The organism is Clostridium sp. AF34-10BH, from assembly GCF_003478095.1.
Lineage (GTDB): Bacteria > Bacillota > Clostridia > Lachnospirales > Lachnospiraceae > Acetatifactor > Acetatifactor acetigignens.
The window spans coordinates 47,170-68,161 of record NZ_QUEC01000021.1 but is presented as its reverse complement, the minus strand read 5'-3'; the positions used below and the strand labels follow the sequence as shown (position 1 = coordinate 68,161).

Sequence of the window (20,992 nt, the reverse complement as noted above, 5' to 3'; positions counted from 1 at the left end):
AAAAGAAGGAGAAAAACATGCAGCAGCGCAGGAAAATCAGATATCTCATAGCGTTTGTTCTATTGATGGCAGGCATTCTCGTGCTGCTGCTTTGTAATATAGGAATCGGAACGGTGAAAATTCCACTGGCAGAAATTTTAACCACAGGGAGAGCACAGGAAGGCATGAACGCAAAGATCCTGTGGGAGATCCGTTTTCCCCGGACACTGGCGGCAGCAATTCTGGGTGGAGCACTGGCACTGGCAGGGTATCTGCTTCAGACATTTTTCCACAATCCCATAGCCGGCCCTTTTGTACTGGGAATTTCTTCCGGGGCGAAGATGGTAGTGGCACTGGTGATGGTATTTTTGCTGGGGAATACGATCCGGGTCAGCTCAGGACTGCTGATCCTGGCGGCATTTCTGGGTGCTATGCTGTCCATGGGCTTCGTGCTGCTCATGGCGCGAAAGGTGGACAGTATGTCCATGTTGGTGGTCAGCGGTGTGATGATCGGCTACATTTGTTCCGCCATCACGGAACTGGTGGTGACGTTTGCGGAGGACGCGGATATCGTGAACCTCCACAACTGGTCCAGAGGAAGCTTTTCCGGAATGACCTGGGATAATGTGAAAGTGATGAGCGTCGTGGTGGCGGCGGCTTTTTTGTTGGTGATTCTTTTGGCCAAGCCGCTGGAAGCCTACCAGCTGGGAGAAACCTATGCGCAGAATCTTGGAGTGAATATCCGGACCCTGCGGATCCTTCTGGTGGTGTTGTCCAGCGTGCTTTCGGCATGTATCGTGGCATTTGCCGGACCGATCTCTTTTGTGGGGATCGCTGTGCCGCAGCTGATCCGTAAACTGTTCGGCACTACAAAGCCGTTACTGATGATACCGGCATGTTTTCTGGGAGGCAGTGTATTCTGCCTGTTCTGTGATCTGCTGGCGAGGAAATGGATGGCACCCACGGAACTTAGCATCAGCACAGTGACGGCAATCTTCGGAGCACCGGTAGTATTGTGGATCATGATATCACGAAACAGACAGGAGCGTGGATAACTATGGAAACGCAGAAGTCTTATTATATTACAACGGAAAAAATGAGCGTGGGCTACGACGGAAAGCCTCTGATCGAAGAAGTGGAGATTATGCTTCGAAAAGGGGAAATCCTGACGTTACTGGGTCCAAACGGTGCAGGCAAATCCACGATCTTAAAAAGTATTGCAAGGCAGCTGTCCCTGATCGCAGGAACGGTGCGGTTGGATGGAGAGGATATGAAGTCACTCACCGGAGCAGAATTGTCGAAAAAAATGGCAGTGGTGATGACCAAACGCCTGCGGGCCGAGCTGATGACCTGTGAGGATGTGGTGGCCACCGGAAGGTATCCTTATACCGGACGTTTTGGTGTGCTGTCGAAAGATGATCACCAAGCGGTGGAAAACGCCATGGAACTGGTGAAGGTGACAGAACTCAGGGATCTTATGTTTGACCGGATCAGTGACGGACAGAGACAGCGGGTAATGCTGGCCAGAGCCATCTGCCAGGAGCCGGAAATTCTGATCTTGGACGAGCCGACTTCTTACCTGGATGTGCGGCATAAACTGGAATTTTTATCGATCCTGCAAAAGCTGTGCAGGGAGAGAGAACTTACGGTGATCCTGTCCTTGCATGAGTTGGAACTGGCGGAGAAGATCTCCGATAGAATCCTGTGTGTGAACGGCAGGGCGGTGGACCGGATCGGAACGCCGGAGGAAGTCATGACAGCCGGGTATATTACACAGTTATATGGCATCCGGATGGGAAGCTATGATGAGGGCAGCAGCGATATGGAGCTGGCGGCACCGGAAGGAACACCGCAGGTATTCGTGATCGCCGGAGCGGGAAGCGGACGAAAAGATTATCGGCGTTTGCAGAGAGCAGGAGTTCCATTTGCTACCGGAATCCTGTATGAAAATGATCTGGATTATCCCGTGGCGAAGGCACTGGCGGCGGAGGTGATCACAGAGCATCCCTTTGAGCCGGTGGCACAGGAAAAAATACAGGTAGCAAAGAAAACGATAGATAAGTGCAAACGTGTTATCTGTTGCCGGGAGAATTTCGGCAGTCTGGAGACTTTTCAGAGAGAACTTCTGGAGTATGCAGAACAGCTGGGGAAGCAGATAGAAAAGCTAGAAAGACCGGAACAACAGAGCGGGTGTTAGAAAACAGAGAAACGAAATTCCCGGGATGTCTATGACATCTGTGGGATGGAGAGAACGATGGCAAAAGTAATCATGATACAGGGCACCATGTCCGGTGCCGGGAAAAGTCTGCTGGTGGCGGGTCTCTGTCGGATTTTCCGGCAGGACGGCTACCGGGTGGCCCCTTTTAAATCACAGAATATGGCACTCAATTCCTATATCACCAAGGAAGGACTGGAAATGGGCAGGGCACAGGTCACGCAGGCAGAGGCCGCAGGGATCGAACCGCTGGTGTGCATGAATCCCATTTTGTTAAAGCCAACCAGCCATACCGGGTCCCAGGTCATTGTGAACGGGGAAGTACGGGGCAATCTGTCCGCCAGAGACTATTTTGCCCACAAGACGGAATTGATCCCGGAGATCAAGGCCGCATTCCGCAAGCTGGAGACCTATGCGGATATTATTGTCATCGAGGGCGCCGGAAGTCCGGCGGAGATCAACCTGAAACAGAATGACATCGTAAATATGGGAATGGCGGCAATGGTGGATGCACCGGTACTTCTGGTGGGAGACATTGACAGAGGCGGCGTGTTCGCACAGCTTTTGGGAACCCTGATGCTGCTGACTGAAGAGGAGCGGGAGCGGGTAAAGGGATTGATCATCAACAAATTCCGTGGAGACAGCACAATTTTAGATCCCGGCATTCAGATGTTAACAGAACGGGGACAGGTGCCGGTGCTGGGGACTGTACCTTATATGGAACTTACGCTGGAAGATGAGGATAGTCTGACGGATCGTTTTGATGCAAAACATGTGGGGAAGATCGATCTGGCGGTGATCCACTATCCCAGAATTTCAAATTTTACGGATTTTGATGTGTTTGAGCAGATGCCGGAGGTCAGTGTCCGGTATGTGACAAATGTGAGAGAGCTGGGAACGCCGGATCTGATATTTCTCCCCGGCAGTAAAAATACCATGGGAGATCTGAAATGGATGCGGCAGAACGGACTGGAGGCAGCGGTAAAACGTGTTGCGGGAAAAGTTCCCATTTTCGGGATCTGCGGAGGCTATCAGATGTTAGGCTGTGAGATCGCAGATCCGGACAGCGTGGAGGAAGGCGGACGGATCCGCGGCATGGAACTGCTTCCGGTACGGACAGTGTTGCAGAAGGAGAAACATCGCTGCCAGACAGATGGAAAGCTGGATGCTGTGGAGGGTATTTTCTCCGGGCTTACGGGATGTAAGTTTGCCGGGTATGAGATCCATATGGGACAGACGGTGTATTGTGACGGGGATGGCAGCGATGCGAAGGGTACCGTGGACAAGGCAGCCAGACCGGCAAACAGTGCAGAAAGCAATCGGAGCGCTTTCTGTGCAGACGATGCGACGAGAAACACGGAAATCACACAAGCTGTTATCGCTGACTCCACCGGCAGAATCTACGGTTCCTACATCCACGGCCTGTTCGACAAAGGCGAGATTGCCGGGCATATGATACAGACTCTGGCACGGGAAAAAGGCATCATTTTGGAGGGCGGAGTCTGGGAAGATTACCGCATCATTAAGGAAAGACAGTACGATCAACTGGCGGATACCCTGCGGGAATATCTGTATATGGAGGACATTTATGGAATGCTCAGAGAAGCCCATATTTCATAACTATACCAGACAGGAACTAGCGCAGATCCGGATCACGGCACCGGAGGAAGCGGTGAGAAGTCTTGTGAAAAAACACTGGGATACCCTGGCAAAACCGTTGGACGGCATGGGTAGCTTTGAAACCATTACGGCGCAGATCGGAGCTATACTGGGAACGGAACAGATCGACCTTCGGAAAAAAGGTGTGCTGATCTTCTGTGCAGACAACGGAATCGTGGAGGAAGGCGTGAGCCAGACGGGGCAGGAGGTCACGTTGGCGGTGGCAAAGTCCATGGCACGGAAAGGATCCTCCGTCTGCAAGATGGCGCAGAGCATCGGCGCGGAGACGATCCCTGTGGATATCGGAATAAATAGTGAGGAATCCATTCCCGGCGTCCTGGATCGTAAGGTGCGTCGCGGCACAAGAAATTTTTTGAAAGAACCGACGATGACGGAGGAAGAGACTGTCCGGGCCATTGTCACAGGAATCGAACTGGTACGGGAGTGTAAGGAAAAAGGATACGGTATCCTTGCCACTGGGGAAATGGGAATCGGCAACACGACTACCAGCAGTGCGGTGACGGCAGCTCTTTTGCAGTGCGAGGCAGGGGAAGTCACCGGCAGAGGTGCGGGACTGACGGATCAGGGACTGGCACGGAAGCAACAGGTGGTGCGCACCGCATTGGAAACATATGATCTGTGGCATGCGGATGCCCTCACGATATTGCAGACAGTCGGAGGGCTGGATATTGCAGGACTTACCGGTATGTGCATCGGCGGCGCGTTGTGGCATATACCCATTGTGTTGGATGGTGTGATCAGCATGGCGGCAGCATTGGTGGCGGAGCGGCTGTTTCCCGGCGTGCGGGAATATCTGATCCCTTCCCATCTTGGAAAAGAACCGGCGGCAGTGAAGCTGGCAGATGCTTTGCAGCTGTCTCCAGTGATCCATGCGGGAATGGCACTGGGAGAAGGAACCGGAGCAGTCATGATGTTCACGCTGCTGGATATGGCAATGAGCATCTACGGACAGAGCGCTACATTTTCGGAGATTGCAGTGGAACAATATAAGCGCTAACATTTCCGCCAGGAGCAAGGGTAGTCACGAAGTGACGCAAAAGCGTGATAGCGCGACCTTGCGATTGGCGCAGCTGAAAGACGGAACGGATGGAGAAGCAACATGATGATATTGATCCTGGGGGGCAGCGGCAGCGGAAAATCCGCTTATGCGGAAGATTATCTGCTGCGGACTGCCGGTGATAAGAAAAAATATTATATCGCTACTATGCAGATCTGGGATGAGGAAATGCAGGCCAAAGTGGACAGGCATCACAGACTGCGGCAGGGAAAAGGTTTCACTACCATCGAACAGCCTACTGAACTGGAGCAGGCTGCCTCCCAAATGGAGCCGGAGGCGGCAGTATTGCTGGAATGTATGTCGAATCTTGCGGCCAACGAAATGTTTTCCAGGGAGCAGCCTGTGGATCGTGAGACAGTGATCGCAAAAATTCTGCAAGGCATTGAAGTCTTAAGAAAACAGGCGGATCCGCTGGTTATCGTGACCAATAATGTATTCGAAGACGGCATTGCCTATGACAGTGCTACTATAGAATATATTGAGGCGCTGGGAAGGGTAAACGAGAGGCTGGCCGCAGAGGCAGACGAGGTCGTGGAAGTCGTGGCGGGGATCCCACAGCGGATTAAGGCATACCCGATCAGCATAGAAAGGAAACAGGCATGCGTATTATCAAATCTTTTTTCATAGCGTTTTCCATGTATTCCAAGATTCCGATGCCGCAGTTTGAGTGGAAGGACGAGGATATGCGGTACGCACTCTGCTTTTTCCCCTGGGTGGGAGCGGTGATCGGTGTCCTGTGGTATCTGTGGAAATGGATCTGTGCCCGGTTCGGAGTGGGAACCTTGTGCTATACGGTGGTGGGAACGGCGATACCGATTCTGATCACCGGGGGCTTTCATGTGGATGGATTTTTAGATACCTGTGATGCCCTGCATTCCTACCAGCCGAGAGAGCGGAAACTGGAGATTCTGAAGGATTCTCATATCGGGGCCTTTGCGGTGATCATGCTGGCTCTGTATGGACTGATTTTTCTGGGAGGCTTTTCGGAGATTACGGAATGCCGGACGCTGGTCGTGGTGGGAGCCGGAAGCTTCCTGTCCAGAGTGCTGAGCGGTGTTGCAGTGGTGAGTTTCCCTTCCGCAAAGCAGGAGGGGACGCTGTATCTGTTCGCGGATAAGGCGCATAAAAGAGTGGTAAAAACTGCTTTGTACGCACAGGGAATCCTGTGCATCGGCTTTATGATGTGGACATCTTTCGTGACGGGAGGAATCGCGGTGGCAGCGGCCCTGCTTACTTTTGCGTATTATTACTATCGCAGCAAAAAAGAGTTCGGCGGCATCACCGGAGATACGGCGGGGTATTTTGTGACGTTTTGCGAAGGATGCGTGGTGGTTGCGGCAGCAATCGCAGAACATATGATGCTGACAGTGTAAAATGTATTGCCGGATAGAGTGGTGCAGAAGCACATTTGAAATGGGAGAGGGAAATGATATTAATTATTGGCGGCTTTGCTCAGGGAAAATTACATTATGTAGAGCAGCATTACGTTCAGCGTGAAGACAGGCAGGAAGTGCCGGTTCTGGACGGAACACTGAGGCTGGCATCGGATAGTAAAATAACATGGGCAACTGAGAGCGCGGTTGAAACAATGCCTGGAAAGCAGACAGAGCAGCCTACAGGGCGGCAGACGGCTGGCCCGCAGGTGATCGTCAATCATCTGCACCGATATATCCGGGAGCAGTTGCGACAGGGAACAGATCCGGAGGCAATGATAGCGAATTTCTATAAGGAATATCCGGACTGCATTCTGATCTGTGACGAGATCGGCAACGGCATCGTCCCCATGGAAGCGGAGGAGAGAACTTACAGAGAATGCACCGGCAGAATTCTGGAAGGGTTGGCGGCGCAGGCAGATGAGGTGGTGAGAGTCGTATGCGGAATCGGCCAGAAAATCAAATAGAGATCCGCCTGACCCTGATCCGGCACGGAGCGACTCTTTCCAATAAAGAAGGACGTTATCTTGGAAAAACGGATGAAGCATTGAGCCCGGAAGGAATAGGAATGCTGAAAAAAGCTGTGACGGGAGGAAACTATCCGACTGCTGACCTTCTGTTTTCCGGTCCCATGAAGCGGTGTCTCGAGACAGCACAGATCCTGTATCCAGGGCAGACTCCCATTTTTGTCCCGGAGTGGACGGAGATGGATTTCGGTGCATTCGAAGGACACAATTATCAGGAACTTTCCGGGGATCCGGCATATCAGAGATGGATCGACAGCGGCGGAACACTGCCGTTTCCGGAAGGCGAGAGCAGAGAGGAATTCATTCGCAGAAACGTTGCCGGATATGAAAAAATGTTATACTACATGAAAATGATCTTGGAGAGAAGTGCTGCATCTGAGCAGGGTGATTACAATACAGGATCGGAGAAAACGGAGTTGGAAAGAAGCGATGAAATTGGAGCACAGGACGCCGGGATACAAAGCGTATCCGCAGTCGTCCACGGTGGAACCATCATGGCACTGCTCAGTCATTTTCTGGGAGAGCAATATTTTAATTATCAGGTAAAATGCGGACAGGGTTATAGCGGCAGGCTGGTATTCCCGGCAGGCGGAGGAACCCCGGAGTGGAAAGAATTTCGCCCACTGTCAGAATTTACAAAAGGAGAAACATATTGATGAAATATCATATTCTGGCATTCGGAGCGGGATTTTTACTGGATCAGCTCTTTGGAGATCCCTATTTTCTGCCCCATCCCATCCGGGGAATCGGCTGGCTGATAGCGAAGACAGAAAAGATACTGCGAGCAGGCAATCCACAGGGCAATTCGACCGAGAGAGAGGGGGCGGAGCGCAGACAGGGAAAACTTCTGGTGGTGATCGTTTTACTGTTTACGGGAATGCTGTCGGCACTGATTTTATTCGGTGCTTATGCGATGCATCCGGGACTGGGGGTGGTCATAGAAGCGGTCATGACCTACCAGATTCTGGCGGCGAGGTGTCTTCAGGTGGAGAGCAGCAAGGTGTGGAAACAATTGAACGCCGGGAGCCTGGAGGAAGCCAGAAAAGCGGTATCCATGATCGTAGGCAGGGACACGGAACATCTGACAGAGGAAGGCGTGGCAAAGGCGGCCATTGAGACCGTGGCGGAAAATACGTCCGACGGTGTGATTGCCCCCATGCTGTATACTGCACTGGGAGGCCCGGTGTTGGGATTTTTATATAAGGCAGTCAATACCATGGATTCTATGGTAGGATATAAGAATGAGAAGTATCTTCACTTCGGCAGAGCCGCGGCGAAGCTGGATGATGTGATGAATTTTCTCCCGGCGAGGATCAGCGCGCTGTTGATGGTCGGGACGGCTTTTATCAGCGGGAAAAGCTATAACGGAAAGCAGGCATGGCGTATCTGGCGCAGAGACAACAGAAAGCATGCCAGCCCCAATTCCGCCCAGACGGAATCCGTGTGCGCAGGAGCGCTGGGAATCCAGCTGGCGGGAGATGCCAGTTATTTTGGCAAGGTCGTGAAAAAGCCCTATATCGGGGATCCAACAAGGGCAGTGGAACCGGAGGATATCCGCAGAACGAACCGATTGATGAACCGGACGGCGTGGATCTGTGAGATTCTGTGTCTGGGGATCCTGATTGCGGTGGTAGTGTGAAAAGCAGAGTTTGGCCGGGCGTGAAAGCTTTTGATGATTTGCAGACGATAGAGGACATGAAAAGTCCTATGGTAACAGGAACCGGAAAGGAAGGAAAATGCAGCAGAACATACATGGCGGTGATATTTACAGCAGACAGATACGGCTGGATTTTTCGGTAAACGGCAATCCTTTAGGGATGCCGGATGCGGCGGTGCAGGCGATTCATGAAGCAGTGCAGCATGTGGGAGAATATCCGGATATTACTGCGGCGGCCCTGACGGAAGCCGTGAGCCGGATGTTATCCGGAGAATGTGGCAGAGAAATCCCAAAGGAGTATCTGCTGTTTGGCAACGGGGCATCAGAACTTTTTCTGGCGGTTGTGCATGCACTTAAGCCTCGGAATATTGTGATTCCCGTGCCATCCTTTTACGGATACGAGTATGTGGCGGAAGCAGCAGGCAGCCATATAAAATATGTATATCTGCCGGAAGAGACCGGATTCCGTCCGGGGCGGGAGCTGTTACAGGAGCTGACAGCGGATACAGACATGCTGTTTGTAGCGAATCCCAACAATCCCACGGGGCAGCTGATGGGCAGAGAATATCTGCAGGAACTGTTGGAGCATTGCAGGCAGCAGGGAATCACCGTAGTAGTGGATGAATGTTTTATAGAGTTCTGCGAGTCCGGCCGGGAACAGCCAAAGTTTCTGCTTGGGGAGATCGGACAGTATGAAAATCTGCTGCTGGTACGGGCCTTTACGAAAAGCTTTGCTATGCCAGGGGTGCGTCTGGGCTATCTGGTATGCAGCAACGCAGAGCTTCGGGAGAAAATACGCAGGCAGCTACCGGAATGGAACCTGTCGGTGTTTGCCCAGAGAGCGGGCATCGCCTGCGCGGAGCAGTCAGAGCAATATCTGCAAGACACAGTGGAATATGTGAAAAACGAGAGAGAATATTTGTGGGAAGGACTGGAAAAGCTTGGCATCCGGGTGGTGTCCGGAGAAGTGGATTTCCTGTTGCTGTATACCACACAGCCCATCTATGACAGCCTGCTTGCAAAAGGTATCCTGATTCGGAACTGTGAGAATTTCCGGGGACTGGGTGAGGGCTATTATCGGATCGCGGTGAAGAAACATGAAGAGAATGAAGTGCTGTTACAGGAACTTGCGCAGATTACTGCTGAATGAGTTCGTTTTCTTTGCAAAGCAGTAAATAGGAGCAGCCGGAAGACGGAAAATGAATTTTTGGGGAAGGTAACTTATGGAAAAAAAGAGCATTGAATATGTATTGCCGGAAGAAATCGAGAAGCGAAGCTTTGAAATTATTGCCGCAGAACTGGCAGAGCGGGGCATCACTTTGCCTGCGGAGCAGGATCCTGTCACCCGCAGGGTGATCCATACCAGCGCAGATTTTGATTATGCGGAGACGATGACCTATTCCGAAAACGCGGTGGAGATCGCTAAAAACCTGATAAAAAAAGGTGCGGATATTGTGACGGATACCAATATGGCACTGGCGGGGATCAATAAGAAGGTGTTGGCTTCTTTTGGCGGGGAAGCCCACTGCTATATGGCGGATGCGGATGTGGCGGCTATGGCGAAGGAACGGAAGACCACCCGGGCGGCTATCAGCATGGAGTTGGCTTCGAAGCTGGAAAAACCAGTGATCTTCGCTGTTGGAAATGCGCCTACAGCGTTGATACAGATCTATGAGCTGATGCAGGAAAGGGACTGGCGCCCGGCATTCGTTATCGGGGTCCCTGTGGGTTTCGTGAATGTGGAAGCTGCCAAGGAGCTGATTATGGAGACGGATGTGCCCTATATCATCAACCGTGGAAGAAAAGGCGGCAGCAACGTGGCAGCGGCCATCTGCAATGCTTTGTTGTATGAATTGCGAAAAGAACAGGAAAACGTTACGCCCGGCGATTGACACGACGGTTCATGATATAGTAACAGTGAGGTAGAAGACATGCGGTACGGATTTACCACAGGAAGCTGCGCAGCGGCAGCGGCCAAGGCGGCCGCCTATATGCTGCTGACCGGAAGGGAGAAAACAGAAATCACCATAGAGACACCCAAAGGTATCCCTTACACAGCCCAGATCCGCAACATCTGCCGCAAGGAGCAGGAGGTCAGCTGCGCCGTGGAAAAGGATGGCGGGGATGACCCCGATATTACCACAGGGGCGCTGATCTGTGCGAAGGTTTCTTTTGCGGAAATAACGGATAGGAAAGCCAGAGAAGAACCCGGTAGGAAGAATGGAACCGGACATGCACCTGAACAGGCACAGGTCGTGATCGACGGCGGCATCGGTGTCGGCCGGGTGACGAAGCCGGGACTGGATCAGCCCGTGGGAAATGCAGCTATCAATCACGTCCCCAGAAAAATGATCGAACGGGAAGTATTACAGGTGTGCCAGGTGCTGGATTATCGTGGAATCCTGTCGGTGGAGATCTCTGTGCCGGAAGGTGAAAAGTTGGCAGAGAAGACATTTAATCCAAGGCTTGGCATCGTGGGCGGTATTTCTATTCTGGGCACCAGCGGTGTCGTGGAGCCTATGAGCACACAGGCTATTCTGGATACGATCCGCGTGGAACTGCGGCAACAGCGGGCACTGGGGAGAGAAGATGTGGTGATCTCTCCGGGCAATTACGGACTGGATTTTCTGAAAAATACCTATCACTATGATCTGGATAAAAGTGTAAAATGCAGTAATTTTATCGGTCTGACGATCGATATGGCGGTGGAAGAGGGATTTAGGCGTCTGCTTCTTGCGGGACATATCGGGAAGCTCATCAAAGTGGCGGGAGGTATTATGAATACCCATTCCCGGGAGGGCGACTGCAGGATGGAGCTGTTGACCGCTTTTGCCGTAAAATGCGGTGTAGCGGCAGTGGATGCTGCCAGACTCCTGTCCTGTGTCACCACAGAGGAAGCGGTGCGGATTCTGGACGAGTGCGGCAGGAGACAGGAAGTTATGGATTATGCCATGGAGCGTATTTTATTTTATCTGGAGAAGCGGGCGCAGGGAAAGCTTGCGATCGAATGTATCATGTATGCCAATGATTTCGGAGCATTGGCGAAAAGTAAGGAGGCGGAGGAATGGTTTACTTTGTTGGCGCAGGAAGCGGGGCAGCAGATCTGATCACAGTGCGGGGCATGCACATGCTGCAACAGGCGGATGTCATCATCTATGCGGGATCACTGGTGAACCCGGAGCTGTTACAATATGCCAAAACAGACTGTGAAATCCATAACAGCGCAAAACTGACCCTGGAGGAAGTGCTGCAGATTATGCAGGAGGCACAGGAACAGGGGAAGATGCTGGTGCGTCTGCACACCGGAGAACCAAGCATCTATGGTGCGGTGCGGGAGCAGATGGATGCACTGGATGCATTACATATCCCTTATGAGAGCTGTCCGGGAGTCAGTGCCTGCTTCGGCGCAGCGGCATCGTTAAATCTGGAATATACCCTGCCCGGTGTCTCCCAGACCCTGATCATCACCCGTATGGAAGGACGGACCGGAGTGCCGCAGAAGGAGAGCATCGAAAGTCTGGCAGCCCATCAGGCTTCCATGGCGATCTATTTAAGCACGGGAATGCTGAGGGAACTGAGCCGCAGACTGATGGCGGGCGGTTATGCGGAGAACACCCCAGCAGCCCTGATCTACAAGGCAACCTGGCCGGAGGAAGAGGCTTATATCTGTACGGTGGAGACACTGGCACAGGTAGCGGAAGAACACGGCATCATTAAGACAGCGCTGGTACTGGTGGGGGATGTTATCACCCATGGAAATTATCAGAAGTCGAGGCTGTATGCGGCGGATTTTTCCACAGAATTCCGTCAGGCAAAAAGCAGTGTCCGGCAGACAGAGGAAAACCGGGAGGAGCAGCGTGAAGATTAGTGTGATCAGCTTTACGAAAACAGGACAGAAGATGGCGGAACGGATTCTGAAGAGCATGTGCGGTGGAGACGAGACGATTATTCTATATAGCAAATGCTCCCGAAAAAAGACAGTGCAGACAGCGGAAAACAGTGGGGACGTTACAACGCAGGCATTCGGGGTGATTCCGAACAAAGACACTAACGTACCGACAGATAATACCGGGAATACAATAGCGGTACAGGAGAGTGTGTCAGTCTGGGCCGGTGAGCAGATGGCTGCCCATCATGCGCTGGTGTTCGTCGGTGCCTGCGGTATTGCGGTCCGGGCTATTGCCCCCTGGATCACGGACAAGCTGCATGACAGCCCGGTACTGGTCATGGATGAACAGGGGCAGTATGTGATCCCGCTGTTGTCCGGGCATGTGGGCGGAGCCAATGAACTGGCGGTCCGTCTGGCCGGAGAACTGGGAGCCGTCCCTGTGATCACGACAGCTACAGACCTGCATGGCAGCTTTGCGGTGGATTTGTTTGCCAAAAGAAATGATCTGTGGATCCACAACCGGGAGGGGATTGCCCGAGTGTCGGCAAAAATACTGGCAGGCGAGAAAATTACCATGTCCGTACAGACAGGGCATCTGGCAGTGGACGAGACTATTCCGTCAGAGATCAGGCTGTGTGCATATCCTCCGGTGGAAAAGGTGGATGTCCTAATAGCGGACAACACGGAAGAAATATTTCGAAAAGAGGCAGCAGAACTGTTGTTGAAGCCGAAGAAATATATTCTGGGTGCGGGTTGTAAAAAAGGAACGGACAGTGTGAAGCTGGAAGCCTTTTTAAGAAAAATACTGGAAGAACAGGACATTGCCATAGAACAGGTCGCAGCACTGGCTTCCATTGATGTAAAGAAAGAGGAACGGTGTCTGCTGGAATTCAGCGAAAAGTACAGAATCCCGTTTCAGACCTATCCGGCACAGAAATTACAGACGGTGTACGGAACATTTCATGGCTCCGATTTTGTAAAGTCACAGGTGGGTGTGGACAATGTGTGTGAACGTGCCGCCATGAAGGCGGCGGGGGCAGATGGAAGAATCTGCAGAGCTAAGCAGGCACAGGATGGCATGACCGTGGCAATTGCCGAGAAAGCATGGAAAGTATCGATGCAATCGTAAAGACCAATCGGAAGGACAGTCAGAAAAAACAAAGATTTTTTCATGTAGCTAGGCATCCCTGGGACAATACCTACAAGTGATGGAAGTATGAGAGGATCCGGAGGGCTTGCAAATGATGGAAAGAGGAAAATCAGATGAGTAACAGAATCTATATCATAGGAATGGGTCCCGGCAGGGAAGAAATGATGACCGGAGAAGCCATCGCTGCGCTGGAGCAGGCAGATGTGATTGTGGGTTATACCGTATATGTCAAATTATTGGGAGAACGTTTTGCAGGGAAAAAGCTGCTGACCACTTCCATGCGGCAGGAGACGGAGCGCTGTGAGCTATGCTTCCGGGAGGCGGAAGCAGGAAATCAGGTGGCACTGATCTGTAGCGGCGATGCAGGCATCTACGGTCTGGCATCCCTGATGTACGAGCTGGGGGCAAAGCACCCGGAGACGGAACTGCTTGTGATTCCCGGCATCACGGCGGCCAGCAGCGGTGCGGCGGTACTGGGAGCACCCTTAAATCATGATTTCTGTGTCATCAGCCTGAGTGATCTGCTGACACCCTGGGAGAAGATCGAGAAGAGACTGCGGGCGGCAGCAATGGGAGATTTTGCCATGGCCATTTACAATCCTTCCAGCCACAGACGAAAAGATTATCTGCAAAAAGCCTGTGATATTTTACTGAAAACCATAGAAGGGGAGCGTCCCTGCGGTTATGTGGAAAATATCGGCAGAGAGGGCACCCGTGCGGTGACCTGTACGCTGCGGGAATTAAGGGACCGGGAAGTCAATATGTTCACCACTGTATTTATTGGCAATTCGGAGACGGAGATCCTGGGGGACAAGCTGATCACCAGAAGAGGCTACCAGGCAGAAAAGGGAGAAAAGGCAGAGTGAAAAAGCTTGTAATATTTGCGGGAACCACAGAAGGACGGAGATTGTCGGAGATTCTGGCGGATGCCGGAATCGCACATACGGTATGCGTGGCAACGGAATACGGTGAAATCGTAATGCGGGAACAGACGGAAAGCACAAAAGCGATGCAGACAGCCGGGCAGCCCATTGTAAACCTTCACTGCGGCAGAATGGACCGGGAGCAGATGCAGAAGTTTCTGCATGACGAAGGCTATGAGATTGTAGTGGATGCCACCCACCCTTACGCCAGGGTCGTTACGGAGAATCTGCGGGGAGCTGTGGATACACTGAAATCTTTGGAAAAAGATGCACATTTTCCCATATACCTGCGTCTGGAACGGAAAATCGACGGGATTACAGAAGCAGATGACATTGTTACAAATGTCCAATATTTTGAAAACAATGCAGATTGTGCGAAAGCTTTGGAGAATACAGAGGGCAATATTCTGCTGACTACGGGAAGCAAGGAACTGGCGGTGTATTGCGCTTCCGGCAGATTAAACGACCGCCTGTATGTACGGATTCTGCCGGGCAGAGAGAGTCTGGAACTGTGCATGGAGCAGGGAATCAAAGGCCGGCAGATCCTGGCATTGCAGGGGCCTTTTTCCACAGAGATGAACGCTGCCATCCTAAGGCAGTACGACATCCGCCATATGGTCACGAAAAACAGCGGCCGCACCGGAGGGTATCAGGAAAAGCTGGAAGCAGCGAAAATACTGGGAATCCCGGTGTATGTGATTGAGCCTGCGCAGAAGACATCGGATGCTGCCGGGAATATTCCGGGGACAGACTCGTATTCGTTTGCAGGAATCTGTGGAAAACTGGGACAACTCTGTGATTGTAAGATTTCGCAGCAGGGAAGTCTGGAAATCTGCCTTGCCGGGATCGGTATGGGCAGCAGAGACTGCATGACAAAAGAAGTGCAGCAGACAATCGAAACTGCGGATATCCTGCTGGGGGCGGAGCGCATGATTGCAGACTATTCTGCCAGAATAGAAAAAAAGCCCTACTATATGGCTGCCCAGATCCTGCCCTATCTGGAAAAATTACAGGAAAGCGAGGAACTGGCACAGCAGGAGACACTTCGGGTAGCGGTTCTGTTTTCCGGAGATACCGGATTCTACAGCGGATGCAGAAAATTGTATGTGAAATTACAGGAAGCGATTGCAGCAGGACAACTGAGAGGCAGTGTGAGGATCCTGCCGGGAATTTCATCGGTGGTTTCTCTGGCGGCCCGGGTGGGAGAAAGCTATGAGGATGCCGCCATTATAAGCATGCACGGCAAGAAGCTGAACCATCTTCCGACAACTGTGGTGAGTCATGAGAAGACTTTCCTGTTGACCTCGGGAAGTGAGGATATCCGTAAGATCGGACGGATGCTTACGGAGATGGGACTGACAGATTGTGAAGTGATCGTGGGATATCAGCTGTCCTATCCGGAGGAAAACATACGGACCCTGATGCCGGAGCAGTGTGTGGAGGTCACCGAAGAGGGTCTGTATACCTGCCTGATCCGCAATCCTCATCCACAGCCGGAACTCCTGACCCACGGCAGAGCGGACACCTGTTTCCTACGGGATGCTTCCGGGACGGAGGGAAAACTTCGTAGAACTCCTATGACCAAGGAAGAAGTCCGGGAAGTCAGTATTTGCAAGCTGCACCTGACAGATGGAGCCGTAGTCTATGATATCGGCAGCGGCACCGGATCCGTGGCGGTGGAAATCGCCGGATTGTCGGAAACGGTGCATGTCTATGCCATTGAGAGAAAACCGGAGGCGGTAGAACTGCTTCGGAAGAACCGAGAGCATTTCCATATGGACAATATGGAGATCATCGAAGCACTGGCACCGGAGGGACTGGAAGAACTGCCTGTGCCCACCCATGCTTTTATCGGCGGCAGTGGAGGCAGATTAATGGATATTTTACAGACCTTGTATCGGAAAAATCCTCATATGCGCATTGTGATCAATGCCATCAGCATGGAGACGATTGCGGAGCTTCAGGAAGTATTGGAAGCGTTTCCTGTGGAGGACGGGGAAATCCTGCAGATGCAGGTAAACCGGGTGAAGAAGCTGGGAAACTATCATCTGCCCAAGGCGGAGAATCCGGTGTGGATCTGTTCGTTTACGTTCAGGGAGGGAGAAACAGGCTCTATGGACAAAGTGAAGAAAGCGTTGCTGACCGAAGAAGAAAACGGAAACAGGGAAAATGGAGAAGTGCAGAGATGATCGGAGCACAGGAAAAAAAGATACGACGCATCATGATCGCCGCCCCGAAAAGCGGTAGCGGCAAGACTATGATCACGTGTGGATTATTGCAGATTTTTAAGGAAAACGGAGAGAATATCTCTTCCTGTAAATGCGGCCCGGATTATATCGATCCCATGTTCCACAGACAGGTGCTGGGGATTCCTGCCAGAAATCTGGACACTTTTTTCACCGGAGAGGACGGCACGAGAAGCCTGTTTCTGAGAGATCGCAGGGAAGACGAGCTTGTGGTCATGGAAGGTGTTATGGGACTCTATGACGGGCTGGGCGGAATAAGAGAGGAAGGCTCCTCCTATCATCTGGCAAAGGTGACGCAGACCCCCATCATACTGGTGGTGGATGCAAAAGGCATGGGAAAATCGGTGCTTCCTCTGATCACCGGATTTCTGGCTTATGATAAAGAACATCTGATCCGGGGAGTGATCTTCAACCGTATGTCAGCAGTTTACTATGAGATTCTGAAGCCACTGGTGGAAGAGGAACTTGGTATTGCGGTGCTGGGATATTTCCCGGAAAATAAGGACTTACAGATCGCCAGCAGACATCTTGGCCTGTGCCTGCCGGGAGAACTGGAAGATCTGCAGGGAAAGATCCGGGTCACGGCGGCAAAACTAAGGGAGAGCGTAGACATTTCGAAGCTGTTGCAGATTGCAGAAGAGGCGGAACCGCTGGGAGCTGAGAGAATAGGGAGAACCTCCCAAACCAAAAAGAAGGAACGCAGTGAAGAAACGGCAGAAGAGCAAGATCCGGATTCTGTGGAAAACGATAGGGTAAAGTGCCCGAGGATCGCTGTAGCCCGGGATGAAGCCTTTTGCTTTTATTATGAAGAGAATCTGCGCCTGCTGGAACAGACCGGAGCGGAACTGGTGTATTTTTCTCCATTGCATGACAAGGCGTTGCCGGAAAATATCCATGGGATGCTGTTGGGCGGCGGTTATCCGGAATTATATGCCAGACAGCTGAGTGAGAACAATGCCATGCGCAAGGCCATCCGGGCAGCAGTCATAGGTGGCCTCCCCACCGTAGCGGAGTGCGGAGGCTTTTTATACCTGCATACGTCTCTGACAGACAGAGAAGGACATTCCTTCCTTATGGCAGGAGTGCTGCCTGAAAAATGCTTCGATACCGGAAGCCTGGTGCGCTTCGGATATATCGAACTGGAAGAGAACAGTGAATATTTTCTGCCCCGGGGCAGCCGCATCCGGGCACATGAATTTCATTACTATGACAGTGAAGATAACGGCGTGGACTGTATCGCAACTAAACCAACCATCGGAAGAAACTATCCCTGCATCCATGTCGGTGAGAACCACTGGTATGGTTTCCCCCACCTCTATTATCCTTCCTGCCCCGAGTTCGCAGAGCAATTTGTGGAAAAGGCTGCGCAGTACAAAAATCGTTTTAAATAGCAGGATATTTGGCGGTATCTGCAAAAATTGTGCAAGAAAAATAAAAAAACACTTGCATCGTACATCGATGTACGGTGTACAAAGAAATGGGGAAGTATTTCGGATGAAATACGTTGAAAGGACGAAACCGGCTGGCGAGAGTTGGGTTCGTCCTTTTTTGCAGAAAAATTCTCAAAAACAAAAAAGATGTGTTATAATCGTAATATCTTTTTTAGGTACGGAGGATAAAGTTATGGAAAAATCAAAGGTATATTTTACAGACTTCAGAACCCGTCTGGGAGAGGGACTTCCCAGTAAGTTAAAGCGTCTGATGACGGCGGCAGGAATTCAGGATATGGATATGGATCACAAGTTTGTTGCCATAAAGATGCACTTCGGCGAGCTTGGCAATCTGGGATATTTACGTCCCAATTATGCCAAGGCGGTAGCAGATGTGGTGAAGGAACTGGGAGGAATTCCTTTCCTGACGGACTGTAATACCCTGTATCCCGGCAGCCGTAAGAATGCCATCGAGCATATGTACTGTGCCTGGGAGAATGGTTTCACACCGTTGACGGTTGGGTGTCCTGTGATCATTGGTGATGGTCTGAAGGGAACGGATGACATTGAGGTGCCGGTAGAGGGCGGCGAATATGTGAAAAATGCTAAGATCGGCCGGGCCATTATGGATGCGGATGTGTTTATTTCCCTGAATCATTTCAAGGGGCATGAAACGGCGGGCTTCGGCGGTGCTATCAAAAATATCGGTATGGGCTGCGGATCCAGAGCCGGTAAAATGGAACAGCACGCTCAGGGCAAACCGGAGATCAATGAGAATTTGTGCCGTGGCTGCAAACGATGCATGAGAGAATGTGCCAATGAGGGACTGGTATACGACGAGACTACCCATAAGATGCATATTGATCATAACAAATGCCTGGGCTGTGGACGCTGTATCGGTGCCTGTAACTTCGACGCAATCCATAGCGGTTGTGATGCGGCAACAAAGGATTTCAACTGCCGTATGGCAGAGTATGCGAAGGCGGTCGTGGACGGCAGACCCAATTTCCATATTTCTCTGGTGGTGGATGTGTCTCCGAACTGTGACTGCCACCGGGAGAATGATGTACCCATCCTGCCCAATATCGGTATGTTCGCCTCCTTCGATCCTCTGGCGCTGGATCAGGCCTGTGTGGATGCCTGCCTGAAGCAGACACCGCTGCCGAACAGCCAGCTGACGGATGCCATGGCAAAAGAGGGCTTTTGTGATCACCATGATCATTTTGAAAATACCACTCCAAATGCGGAGTACAAGACCTGTCTGGAGCATGCAGAGAAGATCGGTATCGGCAGCAGGGCGTACGAACTTATTGTTATGAAGTAATTTCAGAAAGGATGAGCTTATGCGTCCCATGGTAAGCATCATTGTTCCGGTATACAATGCGGAGCAATATTTACGACGCTGTGTCGACAGCATTTTGAATCAGGAATACACGGACTTTGAAGTGTTTCTGGTAAACGACGGCAGTACGGATTCCTCCGGTGACATCTGCGAGGAATACGGCAATAAGGACACAAGAGTCATTGTGATCCAGAAGGAAAATACCGGAGTCTCCGACAGCAGAAATCTGGCATTGGATCGTGCACGGGGAAAATATCTGCAATTCTTAGACAGCGACGACTGGATCACGCCGGATGCCACAAGACTGTTCGTGCGGGCGGCGGAAGAGTATGACTGCGATATGGTCATTTCAGACTTTTACCGCGTGGTGGGAGAGCGTCTGTCCCCCAAGGGAGACATTGAAGAGGAGGGTGTGCTCACCCAGGAGGAGTTCGCGGCACATATGATGGAGAATCCGGCAGACTTTTACTATGGTGTGTTGTGGAACAAACTGTACCGCAGGGATCTGGTGGAGGAGCACAGTCTGCGAATGGATACGAATATCAACTGGTGTGAGGATTTTCTGTTCAATCTGGAATATATCCGTTACGCGAAAGTATTCTATGCCCTGCATGCCCCAATCTATTATTATGTGAAGCGCAAAGGCTCCCTTGCCAGTCAGGGAATCAGCATCTCCAAGACGGTAAAGATGAAGTTGAATGTCTTTGAGTATTACAATAACTTCTACAAGCATGTGCTGGAAGAAGAGGACTACGAGAAGAACCGTTTGCAGGTATATCGTTTCTTCATTGATGCGGCAGGAGACGGAACCGTGCCGCCTTCCATCCTGCCCGGATCCAAGAAGCTGGGAGACGAGAGAGTCTTTGTCAATACCGAGATCCTGCAGGCCGAGGGACCGGCGGGGGATGCTTACCGTAAGCGGAAGCTTCTGGAACATTATCTGGAGCCGGTGGCATTAAAAGGAGATCTGAAGGTAGCGGATGTGCGGCTGCTTCTGTGCCTGTGTGAAAAGCACGAGTGGGACAGCAGACGGGAACTGGCGGATTTCGCCGGAATCTCCCGCACGAACCTGACCAGCGGCTTGCAACGCCTGACCATGAAGGGATTCTTGAAAATAGAGGAAGTGAAGGAACCCAAGCCTTCCAGAAAAAGCAAGGCAGCCGGAGAAGTACAGGGAAAAGCGGAAAAGCCGGAGACAAGGCGCAAAGACCGTAAAACCAAGGTCACAGTGACAATCCTTCCCACTGCGGAAGCGGTCATGAAGGAACTGGCACTGGCACAGCGGGATTATGATGAGGCGAGATTTGTGGGATTTACCGAGGAAGAACTGATAAAATACGCAGATCTGTCGGAGAAAATAAAAGAAAATACAAAGAGGATTCTGGGATAATATTCCTTCGCCCTATAAATATCACTCAATATTCTTACGAATGCGAGCATTCGACGTATATTGGGTGATATTTA

19 protein-coding genes are annotated in these 20,992 nt (G+C 51.5%); all 19 read left to right on the top strand.

Features of this window, described 5'->3' with window-relative positions; translation table 11 throughout:
- Positions 1–17: 17 nt before the first annotated feature.
- The gene (locus DWZ61_RS13615) at positions 18–1,034 is read left to right on the top strand and encodes an iron ABC transporter permease (RefSeq protein ID WP_118539132.1); all 1,017 of its coding nucleotides are present in this window, start codon (positions 18–20) and stop codon (positions 1,032–1,034) included.
- A gap of 2 nt (positions 1,035–1,036) precedes the next feature.
- Complete coding sequence (locus tag DWZ61_RS13610; protein WP_118539130.1) at positions 1,037–2,176, top strand: ABC transporter ATP-binding protein; 1,140 nt, start codon at positions 1,037–1,039, stop codon at positions 2,174–2,176.
- A gap of 57 nt (positions 2,177–2,233) precedes the next feature.
- Positions 2,234–3,814 carry a cobyric acid synthase gene (locus tag DWZ61_RS13605; RefSeq protein WP_118539128.1) on the top strand — a complete coding sequence of 527 codons (1,581 nt, stop codon included), beginning with the start codon at positions 2,234–2,236 and terminating at the stop codon, positions 3,812–3,814.
- On the top strand, positions 3,783–4,871 hold the full coding sequence (cobT, locus tag DWZ61_RS13600; protein WP_118539126.1) for a nicotinate-nucleotide--dimethylbenzimidazole phosphoribosyltransferase: 1,089 nt from the start codon (positions 3,783–3,785) through the stop codon (positions 4,869–4,871). The genes DWZ61_RS13605 and cobT overlap by 32 nt, the downstream gene beginning before the upstream one ends.
- Before the next feature lie 102 nt (positions 4,872–4,973).
- Positions 4,974–5,558, top strand: a complete 585-nt coding sequence (locus tag DWZ61_RS13595; protein WP_118539124.1) for a bifunctional adenosylcobinamide kinase/adenosylcobinamide-phosphate guanylyltransferase — start codon at positions 4,974–4,976, stop codon at positions 5,556–5,558.
- Positions 5,531–6,304, top strand: a complete 774-nt coding sequence (locus DWZ61_RS13590; protein ID WP_118539122.1) for an adenosylcobinamide-GDP ribazoletransferase — start codon at positions 5,531–5,533, stop codon at positions 6,302–6,304. Before DWZ61_RS13595 ends, DWZ61_RS13590 begins: the two co-directional genes overlap by 28 nt.
- Before the next feature lie 53 nt (positions 6,305–6,357).
- Positions 6,358–6,831 carry a bifunctional adenosylcobinamide kinase/adenosylcobinamide-phosphate guanylyltransferase gene (locus DWZ61_RS13585; RefSeq protein ID WP_118504647.1) on the top strand — a complete coding sequence of 158 codons (474 nt, stop codon included), beginning with the start codon at positions 6,358–6,360 and terminating at the stop codon, positions 6,829–6,831.
- On the top strand, positions 6,804–7,547 hold the full coding sequence (locus DWZ61_RS13580; protein ID WP_118539120.1) for a histidine phosphatase family protein: 744 nt from the start codon (positions 6,804–6,806) through the stop codon (positions 7,545–7,547). Before DWZ61_RS13585 ends, DWZ61_RS13580 begins: the two co-directional genes overlap by 28 nt.
- The gene (gene cbiB, locus DWZ61_RS13575) at positions 7,547–8,530 is read left to right on the top strand and encodes an adenosylcobinamide-phosphate synthase CbiB (RefSeq protein WP_118539118.1); all 984 of its coding nucleotides are present in this window, start codon (positions 7,547–7,549) and stop codon (positions 8,528–8,530) included. The genes DWZ61_RS13580 and cbiB overlap by 1 nt, the downstream gene beginning before the upstream one ends.
- A 97-nt stretch (positions 8,531–8,627) precedes the next feature.
- Positions 8,628–9,698, top strand: coding sequence for a histidinol-phosphate transaminase (locus DWZ61_RS13570; RefSeq protein ID WP_118504643.1), 1,071 nt, complete (start codon positions 8,628–8,630; stop codon positions 9,696–9,698).
- A 73-nt stretch (positions 9,699–9,771) separates the two neighbouring features.
- Positions 9,772–10,440 (top strand): precorrin-8X methylmutase, encoded by a 669-nt coding sequence (locus DWZ61_RS13565; protein WP_118504641.1) that lies wholly within the window; start codon positions 9,772–9,774, stop codon positions 10,438–10,440.
- 39 nt (positions 10,441–10,479) lie between these two features.
- A complete protein-coding gene (gene cbiD, locus DWZ61_RS13560) occupies positions 10,480–11,655 on the top strand; it encodes a cobalt-precorrin-5B (C(1))-methyltransferase CbiD (RefSeq protein WP_118504639.1) in 1,176 nt (391 codons plus the stop codon).
- A complete protein-coding gene (cobM, locus tag DWZ61_RS13555; protein ID WP_118504637.1) occupies positions 11,613–12,416 on the top strand; it encodes a precorrin-4 C(11)-methyltransferase in 804 nt (267 codons plus the stop codon). Before cbiD ends, cobM begins: the two co-directional genes overlap by 43 nt.
- Positions 12,406–13,566, top strand: a complete 1,161-nt coding sequence (locus tag DWZ61_RS13550; protein WP_118504635.1) for a cobalamin biosynthesis protein — start codon at positions 12,406–12,408, stop codon at positions 13,564–13,566. Before cobM ends, DWZ61_RS13550 begins: the two co-directional genes overlap by 11 nt.
- Positions 13,567–13,700: 134 nt before the next feature.
- Positions 13,701–14,453 carry a precorrin-3B C(17)-methyltransferase gene (gene cobJ, locus DWZ61_RS13545; RefSeq protein ID WP_118504633.1) on the top strand — a complete coding sequence of 251 codons (753 nt, stop codon included), beginning with the start codon at positions 13,701–13,703 and terminating at the stop codon, positions 14,451–14,453.
- The gene (gene cobK / locus DWZ61_RS13540) at positions 14,450–16,699 is read left to right on the top strand and encodes a precorrin-6A reductase (protein ID WP_118539116.1); all 2,250 of its coding nucleotides are present in this window, start codon (positions 14,450–14,452) and stop codon (positions 16,697–16,699) included. The genes cobJ and cobK overlap by 4 nt, the downstream gene beginning before the upstream one ends.
- Entirely contained in the window at positions 16,696–18,147 is a 1,452-nt protein-coding gene (locus DWZ61_RS13535; protein WP_118539114.1) for a cobyrinate a,c-diamide synthase, read from the top strand. The genes cobK and DWZ61_RS13535 overlap by 4 nt, the downstream gene beginning before the upstream one ends.
- A 232-nt stretch (positions 18,148–18,379) precedes the next feature.
- Complete coding sequence (locus tag DWZ61_RS13530; protein ID WP_118539112.1) at positions 18,380–19,510, top strand: DUF362 domain-containing protein; 1,131 nt, start codon at positions 18,380–18,382, stop codon at positions 19,508–19,510.
- A 19-nt stretch (positions 19,511–19,529) separates the two neighbouring features.
- Positions 19,530–20,918, top strand: coding sequence for a glycosyltransferase (locus DWZ61_RS13525; RefSeq protein ID WP_118539110.1), 1,389 nt, complete (start codon positions 19,530–19,532; stop codon positions 20,916–20,918).
- Positions 20,919–20,992: the final 74 nt, after the last annotated feature.